The following is a 17419-nucleotide window of genomic DNA, read 5'->3' on the forward strand; positions in this document are numbered from 1 at the left end:
AGCATCAGTTGGGGATCATGCGCTATCACAAGGCCGAGCTGTTTTTCTTTCTGCTGATGGGCTTTGTCGGTCTCGGCGGCGTGTTTTCGTGGGCGGCGTTTTCCGCGGCCTCCGGTGGCGTCGTGATCGGCGGAATTGCCACCTCGGCAAGTTTCGCCTTCATGGCGCTGGTGCTGGCCATTGTCTCGCTCGCCTGTGGCCTGTTCCTGATCTATCCGGTCATGTCACGCAGCCTGCGCGAACGCGGCAAATTCCAGGAGATGACCGAATCCCTGTCGGTCCGGTCGCTGTCGCTCGAGCATGCCGCCGTCACGGACGGCCTCACCGGCATGTATAATCGCCGCTATTTCGATGATGCGCTGAGCGAATATCTGGCGGCTTTCGGGCGGATCGAGAAGCCGATCGGCATGGTCATTCTCGATCTCGATCATTTCAAGACCATAAATGACACCCATGGCCACGATGTCGGCGACGAGGTTCTGCGCCAGGTCGCCGAATGCCTGCAGGTCTTTACCCGCTATCATGACGTCCTGGCCCGGCTCGGCGGCGAGGAATTCGCCATCCTGTCCCCCAACATCACCGAGCGCCAGCTTTTCAATCTGTCCGACCGGATCCGCCAGGCGATCGCCGAACTCAAGATCAAGAACGGCAATGTCATGCTCAAAGTCACCGTCAGCGCCGGACTGGCGATCTGGGACGGAACCGAAACCGGTGAAGCGCTCTATCGCCGCGCCGACCGGCAGCTTTACGAAGCCAAGCGCAAGGGCCGCAACCGGGTCTGCGCCGCCTGAGCGCACGCATCTTCCGACCCGTCGGTTTCCCTGACTTTCCAGCCGGCACCAGTCACGCCGCCATCCATTGCCGCATCGCCGTGACACCACCCCGCCAGGGGTGATCAGGCTTTGCAATCGCAACAGGTGGGCGGTGTCAGGATTTCAGGATCGAGGACAGCGGCTTTTTCAGAAGGCTCGAGCGGATCGAGCTGAGTTCGTGCCGTGTCGAAGGCGCCTCGGCAGGGGCGTCATAGCTGCCGTAATCCCGTGCCGAACTCACCGCCGGCGCGGCGGCTGGGGCAGGGGCCGGGTATTCGCTGTCGCGCTGTGCCAGCGGGGCGTGAACTCTCGGGCCGGGCGGCACGATCGAGGGTGACTGCGGTGCAAAGGCTCTTGACGGCTGTGCTTCCGCCGGCGTGCCCTCGTCGATATGGCGCATGCGCATGACGATCTTGCCCAGATCGACCGTATTCGGGTCGCCCCGATGAACCGGTTCCAGCCCGGAATTTGCGCGCGGCAGGACGTCTTCGGAGACCCGCTCGAACACCATGCGCATCGGCACGGCCACGGCCTCGCCAAAGGCGATGGCCTCGCCATTGCCGATCGATGAGAGGAAACTCATGGTCGAGGCATTGGAATTGGGAATGGCCGAACGGATGATGTCCTGGTCATTGTCGTTGGACAGCCGCATGGCGAAAACCGTCGAGCACTGGGACAGGATGGTCGGATCGAGTTCGCCCGGGCGCTGGGTGATAACGCCGAGGCTGACGCCGTATTTGCGGCCTTCCTTGGCAATGCGCGAAATCGCCTGCCGGGTCGGAAAGAACCCGAGATCCTTGTCGGCAGGAACATAGCGGTGCGCCTCTTCGCAGACCACCAGTATGCGCACGCCGCCGGCACTCCACAGCGCAATCTCGAAGGCCATGCGGCACAGGATCGATGCCACCGAATTGACCACCTCGGAGGGGATGCCCGACAACTGGAACGTGGAGACCGGCTTGCCGTCGCCCGGAATCCGGAAGATGTGGCTGATCGTGGTCAGGATCGTGTCGTGAATGGTGTTGGACGAGAACATGAAACCGTAGCGCGGATCATTGACCGCCGCCTGGATCCGCCCCTTGAGCGAACGCAGATGCGGTTTTTCGGCGCGGCCTTCGAGCTTGCCGATGCGCTCGTCGACCAGCGCCAGCAGATCCGCCACCCTGTAGGGCACGGGCGTGTCCGCGGTCAGCGAGGATTTCTCCGGCGCGCGGCGGACAAGGCCGGGATCGTTGCTGCCCTTGAACATCCGCTTGGCGTCCGGGATCAGGTCGCGCAGCACGTCGACTTCCTCGGCGATCGGCGGTCGGCCGCGGAACAGCACCTCGGTGAATTCCTCCAGCCGGAACAGCCAGAACGGCAGATCCAGCGTGTCGGTGTCGATGACTACCGACTGCGTCGGGAAGGCTGCGGCGAATTCATTGTGCGGATCAAGGATCAGCACGCGCAATGACGGGTCCGCCTGCAGCGCCTTGTGCAGCAGCAGCGTGACCGCCGTGGTCTTGCCCACGCCGGTGCTGCCGACCACGGCGAAATGCCGCGACAACAGCGACGGCACGTGGATCAGTGCACCCAGCGAAGTATCCTGGGTCAGCCGGCCGATGACCGCGGTTTCGTTGACGCCCGGATCATAGATCACCGCAAGGTCGGAGGAGCGCATGCGGTGGGCCACGGCGCCGATATAGGGGTAGCGCGAAATGCCGGCGCTGAATTGGGTCTTGCCCTCTTCGTCGCCCGGACGGATTTCACCGACCAGTTCCACCTCGATATGCATCACATTGTCTGTGGTTTCCGACCAGGCGGCAGGTTCCGTCGTCATCGAGCAGACCAGTGCCGCAACCCGGTTTTCGCCGACACTGATGGAAATCAGCCGGCCGACGGACCACAATTCGGCAAGCCCGTTGCCGTCCTTGCCGGCCAGTGCGCTGATCGTGGCCTTCGAACCGGAGCAGCCGATGACACGGCCCATCAGGCGGTTTCCGGGTGCAAACGAGCCGCGACGCTCAGCTTCGTTGTCAACGTCAGGGCTCGATACAGTCATCCGGTTATCCATGTTTCGACATGTTCCGTAAAATTTCGCCGGCTTTTATTCTAACGCCACCGAGTTAATGGGATGTTGCGTCCCCAGCAATTGTCGGTTCTGGGGCTCCGTCGATCGAAAAAAGCCGTTGACCCCGCCCATGCGAGGCGGTAGGTGTTTAGTCATGAACAAGATCGCGAACATTCTCGTGGTAGGACCGCGCATGGGCAGGGTGGCGTAGCCACCCGGCGAAAGCTCCCATGCGCGAAACACAGGCTCCTCCGGGGGCCTTTTTTTATGGCTTAATCCGGGCTATTGAGCCCGCCACACAGACGGACATAAGGGGTCAGGCGATATGGCCGGCAAGCAGATGGAAATGACGGGCGCGGAAATGGTTCTGCAGGCGCTCAAAGACAACGGCGTCAAGCACATGTTCGGGTATCCCGGCGGCGCGGTTCTGCCGATTTACGATGAACTGCATCAGCAGGACGATATCGAGCACATTCTGGTGCGTCACGAGCAGGGCGCCGGTCATATGGCCGAAGGCTATGCGCGATCAACCGGCAAGCCCGGTGTCGTTCTGGTCACATCGGGACCGGGCGCGACCAATGTGGTCACCGCACTGCAGGATGCGCTGATGGATTCGATCCCCCTTGTCTGTCTCACCGGTCAGGTGCCGACAGCGTTGATCGGCTCCGATGCCTTCCAGGAATGCGACACCGTTGGCATCACCCGGCCATGCACGAAGCACAACTGGCTGGTCAAGGACGTCAACCAGCTCTCCCGCGTCATTCACGAAGCTTTCCGCGTCGCCACCACCGGCCGCCCGGGGCCTGTCGTTGTCGACATCCCCAAGGATGTCCAGTTCGCCACCGGCATCTACACGCCGCCTTCACCGGTGATCGAGCAGAAGAGCTACCAGCCGAAACTGGCGGGCGATCTCGACCAGATTCGTGCTGCCGTCGACCTGATGGCCGGCGCCAGGCGGCCGATCATCTATTCGGGCGGCGGCGTGGTCAATTCGGGCCGTGAAGCCAGCCAGTTGCTGCGCGAACTGGTTGAACTGACCGGCGCCCCGATCACCTCGACCCTGATGGGTCTTGGCGCCTATCCTGCGTCGGGCAAGAACTGGATGGGCATGCTGGGCATGCACGGCACCTATGAGGCCAATATGGCGATGCATGACTGCGACGTCATGATCTGCATCGGCGCGCGCTTTGATGACCGCATCACCGGACGTCTGGACGCGTTCTCGCCAAATTCGAAGAAGATCCATATCGACATCGATCCGTCCTCGATCAACAAGAATGTCCATACTGATATCGGCATTGTCGGCGACATCGGCCATGTTCTCGAAGACATGGTGCGGCTGTGGCGTGCATCGAAGAAGACCGACGCCTCGCAGCTCGCCGACTGGTGGAGCCAGATCAACAAGTGGCGCGGACGCAACTCGCTGGCCTATGCGGCCAACAAGGACGTCATCATGCCGCAATATGCGGTGCAGCGGCTGTATGAGCTGACCAAGGACCGTGACACCTACATCACCACCGAAGTCGGCCAGCATCAGATGTGGGCGGCGCAGTTCTACGGCTTCGAGGAACCCAATCGCTGGATGACCTCGGGCGGCCTGGGTACCATGGGCTATGGATTTCCGGCCGCCGTCGGCGTGCAGGTTGCCCATCGCGACAGCCTGGTGATCGACATTGCCGGCGACGCCTCGATCCAGATGTGCATCCAGGAAATGTCCTGTGCGGTCCAGTATGGCCTGCCGGTCAAGATCTTCATCCTCAACAACCAGTATATGGGCATGGTGCGCCAGTGGCAGCAATTGCTGCATGGCAACCGGCTGTCGCATTCCTACACCGAATCCATGCCTGACTTCGTCAAGCTGGCCGAGGCCTATGGCGGCTCCGGCATCCGCTGCGACAAGCCGGCCGATCTGGACGATGCGATCCGCAAGATGATCGACACGCCCGGACCGGTGATCTTCGATTGCCGCGTCGCGGCGCTTGCCAACTGCTTCCCGATGATTCCGTCAGGCAAGGCACATAACGAGATGCTGCTGCCTGACGAAGCGTCCGACGAAGCCGTCGCCAACGCCATTGACGCCAAGGGCCGGGCGCTCGTTTGAGCGCGGCCATGGTTCCGGCGGGGCGGATTGCCCTGATGGATCCATGGCACCTGTCAGGATCGCACCATATCAACAGGAACTGATCATATGAACGCTCAGCACCAACCCACCGGCTCGGCCTATTTCATGTCCGCCGAGACCTCGCGTCCCGAGACCCACACCCTATCGGTTCTGGTCGACAACGAGCCCGGCGTCCTGGCTCGGGTCATCGGCCTGTTTTCCGGCCGTGGCTACAATATCGAAAGCCTGACGGTGTCGGAAACCGAACATGAGGCGCATCTGTCGCGCATTACCATCGTCACCACCGCCACCCCGAATGTGCTTGAACAGGTCAAGTCGCAGCTCGAACGCATCATCCCGGTCCACCGCGTGGTCGACCTCACGGTGCGGTCGGTCGAACTGGGCCATGACAAGCCGCTCGAACGCGAACTCGCTTTGGTCAAGGTCACCGGCACCAATGACAACCGGGTCGAGGCGCTCAGGCTTGCCGACGCCTTCCGCGCCCAGGTGATCGACGCCAATACCGAGCATTTCATCTTCGAGATCACCGGCCGCGTCTCCAAGATCGAACAGTTCATCTCGATCATGCGTCCGCTCGGCCTGGTCGAGATCTGCCGCACCGGCATCGCCGCCATGAACCGCGGCCCGCAGGGCATGTGAAACCGCATGATGATCTGGGGACAGGACTCAGATCATCTGCAGCGGCTGGCGGGATCGCGGCGGCGGAAACAGCCGGTCGAGTTCGGCTGTCTGGGCTTCAGTCAGTTCGATGGCCGCGCTGGCGCGGTTGTCCGCCACCCGCTCCGGGCTTGATGATTTCGGAATGGCGATGACATTGTCGCGGCCAAGCAGGAAGGCCAGCGCCAGTTGCGCCGGGCTGACGCCCATCTGTCCCGCCATCCTGCCCAGATCCGGATTGCGCAACAGCCGGCCTTCATCAAGCGGCGAATAGGCCATCAGCGGCATGGCGTTGTCAGTCATCCAGGGCAGCAGATCGAATTCGATGCCGCGTGTGTCGAGATTGTAGAGCACCTGGTTGGCGGCGCAATTTGCGCCCTGGGGCAGGGCAGAGAGCTGCCGCATCGCCAGCGTGTCGAAATTCGACACGCCCCAGCGGGCGATCTTGCCGGAGGCGCGCAATTCCTCGAAGGCCTCGACGGTGTCGCGCAGCGGGTGCCGCCCTGGCCAGTGCAGCAGATAGAGATCGATATGGTCGGTGCCCAGCCGTTTCAGGCTGACCTCGCAGGCGGCGATGGTGCCGTGACGGCTGGCGTTGGTCGGCAGCACCTTGGAGACCAGGAACACATCGTCGCGGCGGCCGCTTATGGCTTCGCCGGTAACGTCCTCCGCCCCGCCATTTGCATACATTTCCGCCGTGTCGACCAGTGTCATGCCGCACTCTATGCCGGCTTGCAGCGCGCGCACTTCGGCCGCCCTCTCGCTGCGGCGTTCGCCCATGTGCCATGTGCCGAGACCGAGTGCCGGAACGGCTTGTCCGTCGCTGAAAGTGGCTGTGGGAAGCGCTTGGCTCATGGCTGTCTCCTGTGTCGGTTTCTATCACATTCTCGAATGCGGGTATGACGACAATTTGTTTGTCTCGCGGCAAAGGTGGTTTATCAAGCACGGACCGGCACGCAGCCGGCGGGAAAGACCATGGCACTCGAAACCTTCCTGACGCTGATCGCCTTTGCCTTCGTTGCCTCCGGCACCCCGGGCCCGAACACGATGATGCTGTTCACCTCGGGGGTGAATTTCGGCTTCCGCAACACCGTCCCGCACATGGCGGGCATCAGCATCGGCTTTCTGGTGCTGCTTCTGGGTGTCGGCTTCGGGCTCGGCGCGCTGCTGACCACATTTCCGGCGCTCTATCTGGTTCTCAAGATCTTGGGCGGCGGCTATCTGGTCTATATCGCCTGGCGCATCGCCACATCCACCACCTTGCCCGAAGCCAGGGCCGGGGCGCGGCCGATGAGCTTTCTCGAGGCGGCGGCGTTCCAGTGGGTCAATCCCAAGGCCTGGGTCATGCTGGTGACCGCCATGGGCATCTACACCAATCCGGACCACTACACCGACACGGTGCTCCTGATCTGTCTCGCCTTTGCCATTGCCACCGTGCCCTGCGTGACTGCATGGGCCGGCTTCGGCTCGGTGCTGCGCAGCTGGCTGGCCGATCCGGTGCGGCTGAAATGGTTCAACATCACCATGGCGGTGCTGCTGGTAGCGAGCCTCTGGCCGATGTTGCGATAGCGCTGCGAGAGGATTACCCTGCCGTCATGTCCCACGACCATCACCACCACGATCACCCTCACGACAACGAGCTCGACCCCTTTGCCGCACGGGTCAAGGCGCTGGAGACGATCCTCACCGAAAAGGGCCTGATAGACCCCGCCGCCATCGACGCCATTGTCGATACCTATGAGACCAAGGTCGGGCCGCGCAATGGCGCCCGCGTGGTGGCGAAGTCCTGGATCGACCCGGAGTTTGCCGACTGGCTCAAGCGCGATGCCACCGCTGCGATCGCCTCGCTCGGCTTTACCGGCCGTCAGGGCGAGCACATGCAGGCCGTCTTCAACACCGAAGACACCCACAACCTCATCGTCTGCACGCTGTGCTCCTGCTATCCCTGGACCGTGCTCGGCGTGCCGCCGGTCTGGTACAAGGCACCGCCCTATCGCAGCCAGGCGGTGATCAATCCGCGCGGCGTGCTGGCCGAATTCGGTCTTGTGCTGCCTCAGGAAACCCGCATCCGGGTGTGGGATTCCACCGCCGAGCTGCGCTACATGGTGGTGCCGATGCGGCCTGCCGGAACCGAAGGCCTGGGCGAGGACGCGCTTGCAGGGCTGGTCACCCGCGACTCGATGATCGGCACCGGGCTGGCGCTCGCGCCGGGATCGGCAGCACCGGCTGATGCGGGGGTGGGCGCATGAACGGGCCGCATGATCTGGGCGGACAGATGGGTTTTGGCCCGGTGGCGCCGGAAATCGACGAACCGGTGTTTCATGCCGACTGGGAACGCCGCGCACTCGGCGTCACCATCGCCACCGGTGCCTTTGGCGCCTGGACCATCGATGAAAGCCGCCATGCCCGCGAAAGCCTGCATCCGGCGACCTATTATTCTGCCAGCTATTACGAGATCTGGATCCGGGCGCTGGAGGTGCTGCTGGCGCGCCATGACTTCGTTTCCTTTGACGAGCTCGAGGCTGGCCACAGCATCAGCCAGGGCGCCACGCCGAAGCGGGTGCTGGCATCCGGCGATGTCGCAGCTGTACTGGCCAAGGGCGCGCCCTGTGACCGCGAGGTCTCGACACCGCCGCGCTTCAGGCCGGGCGACCGGGTACGCACCATCAATGAGCACCCGCCGGGTCACACGCGGCTGCCGCGCTATGCCCGCGACAAGCTGGGCGTCATTGAAGCCGTGCGCGAGAATTTTGTGTTTCCCGACACCAATGCCCATGGCAGGGGCGAGGCGCCGCAGCGGGTCTATACCGTCTGTTTCGACGGGCGCGAGCTCTGGGGGCAGGGCGCCGATCCGGCGCTGACGGTGTCGATCGACGCCTGGGAGAGCTATCTTGAACCGGCCTGAGCCAGATCCCGAAGCACCTGCAGGCTCGCCGTTCCGCCTGCCGGACGGATCCGGTCCGGACGCGCCGGTCTTTGCCGAACCCTGGCAGGCCCAGGCCTTCGCGCTCGCCGTGGCGTTGCATCAGCGTGGCGTGTTCACCTGGAGCGAATGGGCGGCCGAACTGTCCCGCCAGGTCGCCAGCCCCGGTGCTGCGCAGGATGGCAGCGACTATTATCAGCACTGGCTGGCAGCGATCGAAGCACTGCTGTCGCAAAAGGGCGTGGCCGGTTCCGAGGTGGTCGATGCGGTTTCCGCCTCCTGGCAGCGCGCCGCCCATGCCACCCCGCACGGCCAGCCGATCCTGTTGGAAAACGATCCCGAGCGGGCGTAAAGCCGGAAAATCCGGGACAGTTTACTTTTTGGGCAAGCCCCAATAGTAAACTGTCCCGGAACTGTCAGCCCAGCCAGGCGGGCGGCTGGTTGAACGGCGTGCCGAATCGCGCCAGCCACAGGCTGCGGGCGATGCGGCGGGCAATCACCACGATCGGCCCGACCGTCGGCGGCCCGAACAGCGCCGCCGTGGTGGCTTCGAACAGGTCGAGCCATTGCCGGAAATCGTCTTCCTGCAGGTCCGGCAGGGCGTTGTGCTTGACCACCGGCTGGCCCGAATATTCGCCGGTATACAAAAGCACCGAGCGCCAGAATTTTTTCATCCGGTCAAGATGGGTGTCCCATTTGCCCGCCAGCCGCTCCTCGAAGATCGGCCCGAGCCGCGGATGGGCGCGGATATCGTCGTAGAACCGGTCGACCAGCAGGCCGATTTCGGCCGGCGAGATCGCAACCGCCGGGGTCCGCGGCGGTGCGGCGCGCGCGGTCAGATTTGGCTCGGCAGACCTCTCAGACATAGTTGAGCGCGACCAGCAATGCGACCGTCCCCCAGAAACACATATTGATGAAGGCGCGGATCAGTCCTCCATCCTGCTCGACGGTGATGCCGAGCTTTTGGCGAACCAGGTCGCCGGGAAGCAGGAACAGCCAAATCATTGTTTTCATCACAGCCTCTTTTCTGGTATTTGAATTACCACTATTCGGTTGCGCCGCAAAATGCAATATGCAGATTACCAGTATTGAGGATATCCATGCGTCTGACCCTGCACACCGACTACGCATTCCGCGTCCTGATGGCGCTTGGCCGCGCGCCGGGCGAGATAAAATCGGTGGATGATCTCGCCCGCGAATTCGGCGTGTCGAAACATCATTTGATGAAAGTGGCGCAGAACCTCACCGCCGGCGGCTTCGTCGCGACCGTGCGCGGCCGCAAGGGCGGGTTGCTGCTGGCCCGGCCGGCGAGCGAGATCAATCTCAAGGCGGTGGCCGAGCACATGGAACCCGATTTCAACATTGCCGGCTGCTTTGCCGGTGAGCCCTGCGTGTTCCTGCCGGCTTGCGGGCTCAAGGGCGTGCTCGGCCAGGCCAGGCTCGCCTTCCTGCAGACCCTGGCCGGCCACGATCTGGCCTCGATCATTTAGCTGAAGGTCGGGGACAATTTACTTTTCACCCGACCGCCGGGTTGGACAACCGGAATCCGGAGAGAAAAGCCAATTGTCCCCGTCGTGCCGGCTCTTCGGTTCAAGCCACGCGCGCGGCAAGCCTGCACTTGCCGGGGTCGCGCAGGCCAAGCGAGATCTGCCATGAGAAGTTATGAAGTTTTCACCGCAACAGGATGAGGCGCTCAAGGCCGTCTCGCGCTGGCTCAAGGATGGCCGCACGCCGATCTTCCGGCTGTTCGGCTATGCCGGCACCGGCAAGACCACGCTGGCCAAATATTTTGCCGACAATGTCGATGGCGAGGTGCTGTTTGCAGCCTTCACCGGCAAGGCCGCCCAGGTGCTGCGCGCCCGCGGCGCCAAGAACGCCCGCACCATTCATTCGCTGATCTACCGGCCCAAGGGCGAGGAAGAGGTCTCCGACGAGGAGACCGGCAGGACAACTGTGTCGCCGCTGTTTTCGATCAACCGGCAGAGCCCGCTGGCGCAGGCAGCACTGATTATCATCGATGAATGCTCGATGGTCGACGAGGCGCTGGGTCGCGACCTGATGAGCTTCGGCACGCCGATCCTGGTGCTGGGCGATCCCGGGCAGTTGCCCCCCATTTCCGGCGGCGGCTATTTCACCGAGCACGAGCCCGACATCCTGCTCACCGAGATCCACCGCCAGGCCCGCGACAACCCGATCATCGATCTGGCCATGCAGGTGCGCGAAGGCCGCGAGATCATGCATGGCGACTATGGCGCCGCCCAGGTGATCGGCAAGAACGATGTCGACCGCGACATGGTGCTCGAGGCAGACCAGGTGCTGGTCGGCACCAACCGCACCCGCCGCCGCTACAACATGCGCCTGCGCGAGCTCAAGGGCTTTGACCAGGTGTTCCCGCAGGCCGGCGACAAGCTGGTCTGTCTCAGGAACGATCCCTCCAAGGCGCTGCTCAACGGCTCGCTCTGGCAGGTGATGACCGCCTCCAAGGAGACCGTCAAGCCCGGCATCAACCTGATGATCCGGCCCGAAGACGACGACATGGACCGGGGTGCTGCCAAGATCAAGTTGCTCAAAAGCGCCTTCGACGATCCCGATCTCGAAGTGCCCTGGCAGACCAAGAAGCGCTATGACGATTTCGACTATGGCTACGCGCTTACCGTCCACAAGGCGCAGGGCTCGCAGTGGAACTCGGTCGTCCTCTTCGACGAAAGCTACGCCTTCCGCGAGAGCCGCGAGCGCTGGCTCTACACCGCAATCACACGGGCGGCCGAGCGTCTGGTGATCGTCAGATAGCGGTCCGGTCGCGACGCCCGGGATGTGGTCGGTATGCTGAAGGTGGTCGCCGAGACAAACCGGAAGATCTCACACCGAAAGATCAATATTAGTCCGTGTCTGGCGGCAGAAGGCTTCTGACGGAGATGCACGAGCTGAAAAGAAGCTGCTGGGACGTCCAGACATGCGCGCCAGTTAGATTGCAGAGGCGAAAAGGTTTACGTCACAGAGCTGACGAGCCGCGCCCGCGGAGAATCCGACATGCAGTCAAGCTAAACCCGGACGGTGCAGTCACCGCCCGGGGAAGTCGGGGCGTTCAGGGACGGCTCAATTGAGCGCGTAGCGCAGGCCGGCTCGGATCTGGTGCACGTTGAAGCCGTTGTCGCGGATCTGCACGCCGGTTGCGCCAAAAGCCTTGTCCTCGGAATCATACTCATAGGCATCGCCACCGAAGATGTGCATGAAGCGGTAGCCTGCATCGAGCTTCAGACGGTCGGTCAGATCGTAGCTTGTGCCGACCATCAGCGCCACGGCGGCGCGGACGCTGCCCACACCTTCCTGCTCGGCGGTGTAGCGGGTATAGGCTGCCGGGCACAGCTCGCAGACTTCCTGGCGCGACATGGTGCCGTATTTGACATAGGCACCGCCGGCGCCGGCGCCGAGATAGGGACGGAAGCGGCCAACGGGTTTGAGATCGACATAGGCATTGGCCATCGCCGTCAGGATATTTGCGGTCGAGCTGTCATCATAGTGGCAGTCGGCCGGAAACGGCAGGGCATGCGCCGGATCGGACTTGATCATCAGCGGACATTCGGTCTTGCCGGCAACCTTGGCGTGGAAGAAATCCAGCGTGGCATCGGCTCTGACATGGTCGTTGATCTGGTAACCGACACCGACGCCGGCGGAGACCGTGTCGCGCAGTTTGAGCGAATCGTAACGATAGGTGTCGTCGATTCCCTGAACCCCGACAAACTGGTTCCAGAAATCCCATTCGCCCTTGGAATCCTGGGTCTTGGTGTAGCCGACGTCACCGCGCAGATACCAGCCGGATGTGGCTTCGATCACCGGATATTCGACATAGGGCGGGGCAAGGTCGGCGGCTTGGGCGGGCACGATCAGGCTGACAAGGCCGACGGCCAGAACTGTGTTCATGAGAGATTTCATGGCTATCTCCATCTTTGGCTCCTCGGCGCAGCCGCGCCGTTTTGAGGAGGCTTCGTACCAGGATGTTCCGGTGATACGCCCTTATGGTAAATAGCTGCTTAAGAGGAATCGGATCGCCTTGACCAAGTGCGCCAAAACGGTCCGTTTAAGAAAAGATAATGTCCGGCCATGAAAGAAACCGGCAAGAATTCATGCTGGTTCCGCACTATTCGTCAGCCTGTCCCCGAGCGGGAATACCGCCGCCGGACACAGGGACCGGCGGCGGTGATATCAGACCAGTTCGGCCAGCGAGGCCGGGTCGAAAGGCTTGAGCTCCGCGGTGTCTCCGGTCCTGATCTTGGACACCCATTGCGGATCGCCAAGGATGGCGCGGCCGACGGCGATCAGGTCGAATTCCTCGGCCTCCATGCGCTTGACCAGCGCGTCCAGTCCCACCGGAGAGGAGCTCTGGCCGCCAAAGGCCGCCAGGAACTCGCCCGACAGGCCCACCGAGCCGACCGAGATCGTTGCCGCTCCGGTCAGCTTCTTGGCCCATCCGGCAAAATTGAGACCTTCATCGCCATCGATTTCGGGAAATTCCGGTTCCCAGAAGCGCCGCTGCGAGCAGTGGAAGACATCGACACCGGCTTCCTTCAGCGGCAGCAGCCAGTCGCTCATCTCATCCGGCGTGGTGGCGATCCGGGCCTTGTAGTCCTGCTGCTTCCACTGGCTCAGGCGCAGGATCAGCGGATAATCGGGGCCGACGGCCGCACGCGTCGCCGCCACTACTTCCGCTGCGAAGCGGGCGCGCTGCTTCAGGCTTGCACCGCCATAGCGGTCGTCGCGCAGGTTGGTGGCCTGCCAGAAGAACTGGTCGATCAGGTAACCATGGGCGCCGTGCAGTTCGACCACATCGAAGCCGAGTTTGCTCGCGTCGGCGGCGGCGCTGGCGAAAGCGGCAATGGTGTCGGCGATGTCTTCCTCGCTCATGGCCACACCGTTCGGATCGCCGGGGCCGTTCAGCCCCGAGGGGCTTTCGACCTGTGCCTCCGGCTTCCAGCCGCTCATGCCGCGGGTGGCGCCGGTGTGCCAGATCTGCGGGCCCATCTTGCCGCCGGCGGCATGAACGCCGTCAATCACATCGGCCCAGCCCGCAAGCGCATCCTCGCCGTGGAAAAACGGAATGCCGGCTTCATTGCGCGAGGCCGGACGGTCGATCACTGTACCTTCCGAGAGGATCAGCCCGACATCGGCTTCGGCGCGGCGGCGGTAATATTCGGCGACATTGGCGCCCGGAACGCCGTTCGGCGAAAAATTGCGGGTCATCGGCGCCATGACGATGCGGTTCTTGAGCGTCAGGGATTTGAGCTGGAAGGGTTGAAACAGGCTGTCGGGTGTCAATGGGGATGGCATGATCTGCAGTGTCCTTTCATTCGGGACCACACAGGTATATACTTTATACCAAGGATCAATACCGCACTTTGAATTCACCAGGTATAGTCAAGGATACCGCCATGGACAAAACCACCTGCCAGAGCTTTTCGGCCGAGTGTCCGAGCCGCGAGCTTTTCGACCAGATTGCCGGCAAATGGTCGATGATGGTGCTGACCGTGCTCGATGCCGGGCCGATGCGCTTCAACGCCATCAAGCGGCATCTCGAAGGCATCACCCAGAAGGCGCTGACCGACTGCCTCAGGCGGCTCGAACGCAACGGCCTGGTCGAGCGGCGGGTGATCCCGGCCTCGCCGGTCGGGGTGGAATATGAAATCACCCCGCTCGGACGCACGCTGCAGCCGCCCTTCAGGGCGCTCTATGCCTGGACCATCGAACAGATGCCCAGCGTGGAGGCGGCCCGCAAGGCCTTTGACGGCCGCAACCGCTCCTAGAGGACAGGGCGCGGGGCTCAGAGCCTGGCGGTCCGGACCCGGAACAGATGCGCAAAGAATGTCCGGTCGGGCAGGGTGCGCAGTAGCGCGGCGATGGCCGCGGTTGCAGCGAGCGCGAACACCAGCCGCCCGGCCAGCACGCCATAGCCATCCGCTCCCAGCGACATCACCACCAGCGTGTCCTCGATCACGCTATGGGCAAAGCCCATCAGCACGCAGGACAAGAAGATCTGCCGCGGTGCGATCGCGCCCGATTGCGCCTCGCGGATCAGCAGGCCCGCGCCATAGGACACCCCGAGGAACAGCCCGACGGCGGTCAGGTGTCCGGCTTCGCCGCGAATGCCGGCCAGCCGCAGCAGCGGCGACAGCGCCGTCATCATCAGATCCAGCAGCCCGGTTGCCTTGAGCAGTTGAAGCCCCCAGGACAGCGCCACCAGGATGACGAGCATCCAGACCATGGTCTCGGCAAGCCCCTCAAAGAAGCTGAGCCAGTCCGGCGTGGCGCTCATCGGAACCCAGGCCGGGTTGACCGGCGCCGACAGCCAGCCGGTGAGCGCGAGAACCTGGTGCAGCAGGAAGGCATAAAGCAGACCGCCCACCACCCTGAGCGCGGTGGTGACGGCCATGCCGGGGCCTGCCTGCTGGATGATCTTCTGTTCGACCGGCAAGCCATGGGCAAACAAAATCAGCGCCGAAAACACCGTGACATCCGCCGTGCTCAGCGCGGAGACCGGCACCAGCGTGAAGATCAGCGGCACAGCGCCCCATATCCCCACCAGCATCGCCGTCAGCCAGGCCAGGCCCAGTTCCGGCGGCAGGCCGACGAGATCCATGACCGGCGCAAACACCGGCGCCACCGCCTCGATCACCCCGAACCTCGACAGCAGTTCGGTGACGATGGTGATCGGGATCATGATCCGGGCCAGCATCCAGTAGATTGCAAGCGATTGCGGCGTCGTGCGCAGGATGGAGATGAAAAGCGGCATCGGACATTCCTTCAGGGGTGTTCTGATTTCCTATCCCGGCGCGCTTCGAATTTGTGGTCAAAGATTGCGCGCATTTGCAATTTTATTGCAAATGCGCGGACGCCGGATAAGCTGCGCCGATGGATCGCGTCGACCGAAAACTTCTCAATCTCATGCAGCGCGACGCATCGCGCACCAATCTCGCCATGGCCGACGAGGTCGGCCTGTCGCCGTCGAGCTGCCTGCGCCGCCTGCAGCGGCTGCGCAAATCCGGTGTGATCGAGAAGATTGTCGCCATCCTCAATCCGGCCCGGGCCGGACGCGGGATCAAGGCGCTGGTGACGGTCGAGCTGAAACTGCATGGCGAGCAGCATATGCGCCGCTTTCTCGAGACTGTCGTTACCGAGGAGGCGGTGTCGCACGCCTATGCCGTCACCGGCGCGACCGATGTGGTGCTGATGCTGCGCCTGCACGACATGGAGGAATTCGACGCCCTGTGTGACCGGCTGTTCCGCGATCAGAACAATGTCGCCCGCTTCTTCACCATGATCGTCATCCGCAGCGCCAAGGAGGAAACGGCAATCCGGCTCTAAGGCGTGTTCGCAAAAGCGGGAACCCATTGCATGAATTTAAGTGGATGCAGCGTATTTCAGCCCTGTGCGGCCCGCTTCGGACGGGCCATCGGCGCAGGCTCCGCGGCCTGCCAGACATGGGCGGCAAAGGCATCGGCGGGCACCGGGCGGCCGAACAGATAGCCCTGGAACTCATGACAGCCGCAATCGAGCAGGAATGCGTGCTGCTCGGGGGACTCGATGCCTTCGGCCAGGACCACGAAGCCGAGATCAATGCCGAGCTGGATGATGCTGTTGACCAGGGCCGCGCCGCGGTCGTTCTCCAGCGATTCCTGTACGAAGCTGCGGTCGATCTTGAGCTGGTCCAGCGGCAACCGGCGCAGATAGCTCAGCGAGGAGTAGCCGGTGCCGAAATCATCCAGCGCGAAGCTGATGCCGGTGCTGCGCAGGCTTTCCATCCGGGCCACCGTCGCCGCCATATCGTCGATGAAGACGCTCTCGGTCAGTTCCAGTTGCAGCCGGGAGGGGGCGACCTGGTGGATCCGCAGCGTTTCCATGAGCGAGCTTTCGAAATCCGCCATCTGGAACTGGCTGGCGCTGACATTGACCGCGAGCGTCAGCCGGCTCAGCACCGGATCCTCGCTCCACTGCGCCAGCGTGCGGCAGGCCTCGTCGAGCACCCAGCCGCCCAGCAGCGGCATCAGACCGGCCTCTTCGGCCACCGGGATGAAACTGCCCGGCGGAACCTGGCCGCGTTGCGGATGCTCCCAGCGCAACAGCGCCTCGGCGCCGTGGATGGCGCCGGTGTCGTCGATCTGCGGCTGGAAATAGAGTTCCATCTCGTCATTGCCAACGGCGTTGCGCAATTCCAGCGCCAGTCCCTTGGGGCGGGTGATTTCGATCTGGATGGCATAGACGCCGCCGCACAACATCACCGTTGCCAGGATGGTGTTGATCCAGATGCCGCTTGCGCGAATCTCGTCGGTAATGGGCTGGGCGAAGGGAAAGCCGAAGGAGGTGCTCGCCAGCACGATGAAGGCCAGCAGACAGGCGGCGATGATCACCAGCTGCAATTCCGACTTGCGCCGCAGGTGGTTGATAAAGCCGAGCAGGGCGATATCGAGCAAATAGAGATGGGTGTTCCTCGGATAGGCGTCGGTTGGCGGATCGAACATCAGGCTGAAGCAGGTGATGAACACCAGCAACGAAACCTGGGTCACGATCAGGGCGGTGTTCAGCCGACCCGATTCAAGCAGCCACCAGCCAACGGCCGCCACGACCACAAGCATCATGTCGGGGATGACGAAAATCCACAGCTGCTTCCATGCAAAGACGCCCGCCCACAGCAGGCCTATCGCCATGATCAGGACGCAGGCAGATTGATAGGCGAAAATCAGCCGCTGTGACTGATTTTCGATCTGTGCTTCCTGCGCAGTGTTCTGATGCGTTCCTGGCAACATCTTCTCACATGGTTGGTCACCGCTCAAAAGCGGAACCGGAGTCTTCCAGGGACTGGAATG

General features: G+C 62.8%; 19 protein-coding genes. 11 read left to right on the plus strand and 8 right to left on the minus strand.

Going from position 1 to position 17419, the window contains the following annotated elements; genetic code table 11:
- The first annotated feature begins 17 nt into the window (after positions 1-17).
- Complete coding sequence (locus tag OEG82_RS10025; RefSeq protein ID WP_267612314.1) at positions 18-791, plus strand: GGDEF domain-containing protein; 774 nt, start codon at positions 18-20, stop codon at positions 789-791.
- Between the two features lie 136 nt (positions 792-927).
- On the opposite strand, the gene OEG82_RS10030 is transcribed toward OEG82_RS10025, so the two are convergent.
- Entirely contained in the window at positions 928-2865 is a 1938-nt protein-coding gene (locus tag OEG82_RS10030; protein ID WP_425497575.1) for an ATP-binding protein, read from the minus strand.
- A 322-nt stretch (positions 2866-3187) separates the two neighbouring features.
- Here OEG82_RS10030 and OEG82_RS10035 point away from each other — a divergent pair, with 322 nt between their 5' ends.
- Both OEG82_RS10035 and ilvN read left to right on the plus strand, forming a co-directional pair.
- The gene (locus tag OEG82_RS10035) at positions 3188-4963 is read left to right on the plus strand and encodes an acetolactate synthase 3 large subunit (protein WP_267612316.1); all 1776 of its coding nucleotides are present in this window, start codon (positions 3188-3190) and stop codon (positions 4961-4963) included.
- An 87-nt stretch (positions 4964-5050) separates the two neighbouring features.
- Positions 5051-5623, plus strand: a complete 573-nt coding sequence (gene ilvN / locus OEG82_RS10040) for an acetolactate synthase small subunit (protein WP_267612317.1) — start codon at positions 5051-5053, stop codon at positions 5621-5623.
- A gap of 27 nt (positions 5624-5650) precedes the next feature.
- Here ilvN and OEG82_RS10045 read toward each other — a convergent pair whose 3' ends face one another.
- Entirely contained in the window at positions 5651-6496 is an 846-nt protein-coding gene (locus OEG82_RS10045) for an aldo/keto reductase (protein WP_267612318.1), read from the minus strand.
- Positions 6497-6616: 120 nt separating this feature from the next.
- Here OEG82_RS10045 and OEG82_RS10050 point away from each other — a divergent pair, with 120 nt between their 5' ends.
- Genes OEG82_RS10050 through OEG82_RS10065 form a run of 4 tightly spaced genes read left to right on the plus strand, consistent with a single transcriptional unit; the run spans position 6617 to position 8916 of the window.
- Positions 6617-7210: a LysE family translocator gene (locus OEG82_RS10050; protein WP_267612319.1), complete on the plus strand. Its 594-nt coding sequence runs from the start codon at positions 6617-6619 to the stop codon at positions 7208-7210.
- Between the two features lie 26 nt (positions 7211-7236).
- Entirely contained in the window at positions 7237-7890 is a 654-nt protein-coding gene (nthA, locus tag OEG82_RS10055) for a nitrile hydratase subunit alpha (RefSeq protein ID WP_267612320.1), read from the plus strand.
- Positions 7887-8546 carry a nitrile hydratase subunit beta gene (gene nthB / locus OEG82_RS10060; RefSeq protein ID WP_267612321.1) on the plus strand — a complete coding sequence of 220 codons (660 nt, stop codon included), beginning with the start codon at positions 7887-7889 and terminating at the stop codon, positions 8544-8546. The genes nthA and nthB overlap by 4 nt, the downstream gene beginning before the upstream one ends.
- Positions 8533-8916 (plus strand): nitrile hydratase accessory protein, encoded by a 384-nt coding sequence (locus OEG82_RS10065; RefSeq protein WP_425497576.1) that lies wholly within the window; start codon positions 8533-8535, stop codon positions 8914-8916. Before nthB ends, OEG82_RS10065 begins: the two co-directional genes overlap by 14 nt.
- Before the next feature lie 64 nt (positions 8917-8980).
- Here OEG82_RS10065 and OEG82_RS10070 read toward each other — a convergent pair whose 3' ends face one another.
- The gene (locus OEG82_RS10070; RefSeq protein WP_267612322.1) at positions 8981-9430 is read right to left on the minus strand and encodes a group III truncated hemoglobin; all 450 of its coding nucleotides are present in this window, start codon (positions 9428-9430) and stop codon (positions 8981-8983) included.
- Positions 9423-9578 (minus strand): hypothetical protein, encoded by a 156-nt coding sequence (locus OEG82_RS10075; protein WP_267612323.1) that lies wholly within the window; start codon positions 9576-9578, stop codon positions 9423-9425. The genes OEG82_RS10070 and OEG82_RS10075 overlap by 8 nt, the downstream gene beginning before the upstream one ends.
- Positions 9579-9664: 86 nt before the next feature.
- On the opposite strand from OEG82_RS10075, the gene OEG82_RS10080 reads away from it, so the two are divergent.
- Together OEG82_RS10080 and OEG82_RS10085 are read left to right on the plus strand one after the other, a co-directional pair.
- Positions 9665-10054 (plus strand): RrF2 family transcriptional regulator, encoded by a 390-nt coding sequence (locus OEG82_RS10080; RefSeq protein WP_267612324.1) that lies wholly within the window; start codon positions 9665-9667, stop codon positions 10052-10054.
- Between the two features lie 172 nt (positions 10055-10226).
- The gene (locus OEG82_RS10085; protein WP_267612325.1) at positions 10227-11354 is read left to right on the plus strand and encodes an ATP-dependent DNA helicase; all 1128 of its coding nucleotides are present in this window, start codon (positions 10227-10229) and stop codon (positions 11352-11354) included.
- Positions 11355-11660: 306 nt separating this feature from the next.
- On the opposite strand, the gene OEG82_RS10090 is transcribed toward OEG82_RS10085, so the two are convergent.
- Both OEG82_RS10090 and OEG82_RS10095 read right to left on the minus strand, forming a co-directional pair.
- Positions 11661-12497 (minus strand): outer membrane protein, encoded by an 837-nt coding sequence (locus OEG82_RS10090; RefSeq protein WP_267612326.1) that lies wholly within the window; start codon positions 12495-12497, stop codon positions 11661-11663.
- 270 nt (positions 12498-12767) lie between these two features.
- The gene (locus tag OEG82_RS10095; RefSeq protein WP_267612327.1) at positions 12768-13889 is read right to left on the minus strand and encodes an NADH:flavin oxidoreductase; all 1122 of its coding nucleotides are present in this window, start codon (positions 13887-13889) and stop codon (positions 12768-12770) included.
- 101 nt (positions 13890-13990) lie between these two features.
- On the opposite strand from OEG82_RS10095, the gene OEG82_RS10100 reads away from it, so the two are divergent.
- Entirely contained in the window at positions 13991-14362 is a 372-nt protein-coding gene (locus OEG82_RS10100) for a winged helix-turn-helix transcriptional regulator (protein ID WP_267612328.1), read from the plus strand.
- A gap of 17 nt (positions 14363-14379) precedes the next feature.
- On the opposite strand, the gene OEG82_RS10105 is transcribed toward OEG82_RS10100, so the two are convergent.
- Positions 14380-15348, minus strand: coding sequence for a nucleoside recognition domain-containing protein (locus tag OEG82_RS10105; protein WP_267612329.1), 969 nt, complete (start codon positions 15346-15348; stop codon positions 14380-14382).
- 119 nt (positions 15349-15467) lie between these two features.
- Between OEG82_RS10105 and OEG82_RS10110 the strand changes: the two genes are divergently transcribed.
- Positions 15468-15920, plus strand: a complete 453-nt coding sequence (locus OEG82_RS10110) for an Lrp/AsnC family transcriptional regulator (RefSeq protein ID WP_267612330.1) — start codon at positions 15468-15470, stop codon at positions 15918-15920.
- 56 nt (positions 15921-15976) lie between these two features.
- Here OEG82_RS10110 and OEG82_RS10115 read toward each other — a convergent pair whose 3' ends face one another.
- On the minus strand, positions 15977-17356 hold the full coding sequence (locus tag OEG82_RS10115; protein WP_267612331.1) for a putative bifunctional diguanylate cyclase/phosphodiesterase: 1380 nt from the start codon (positions 17354-17356) through the stop codon (positions 15977-15979).
- Between the last annotated feature and the right edge of the window lie 63 nt (positions 17357-17419).

This window comes from Hoeflea ulvae, assembly GCF_026619435.1.
GTDB lineage: Bacteria > Pseudomonadota > Alphaproteobacteria > Rhizobiales > Rhizobiaceae > Hoeflea > Hoeflea ulvae.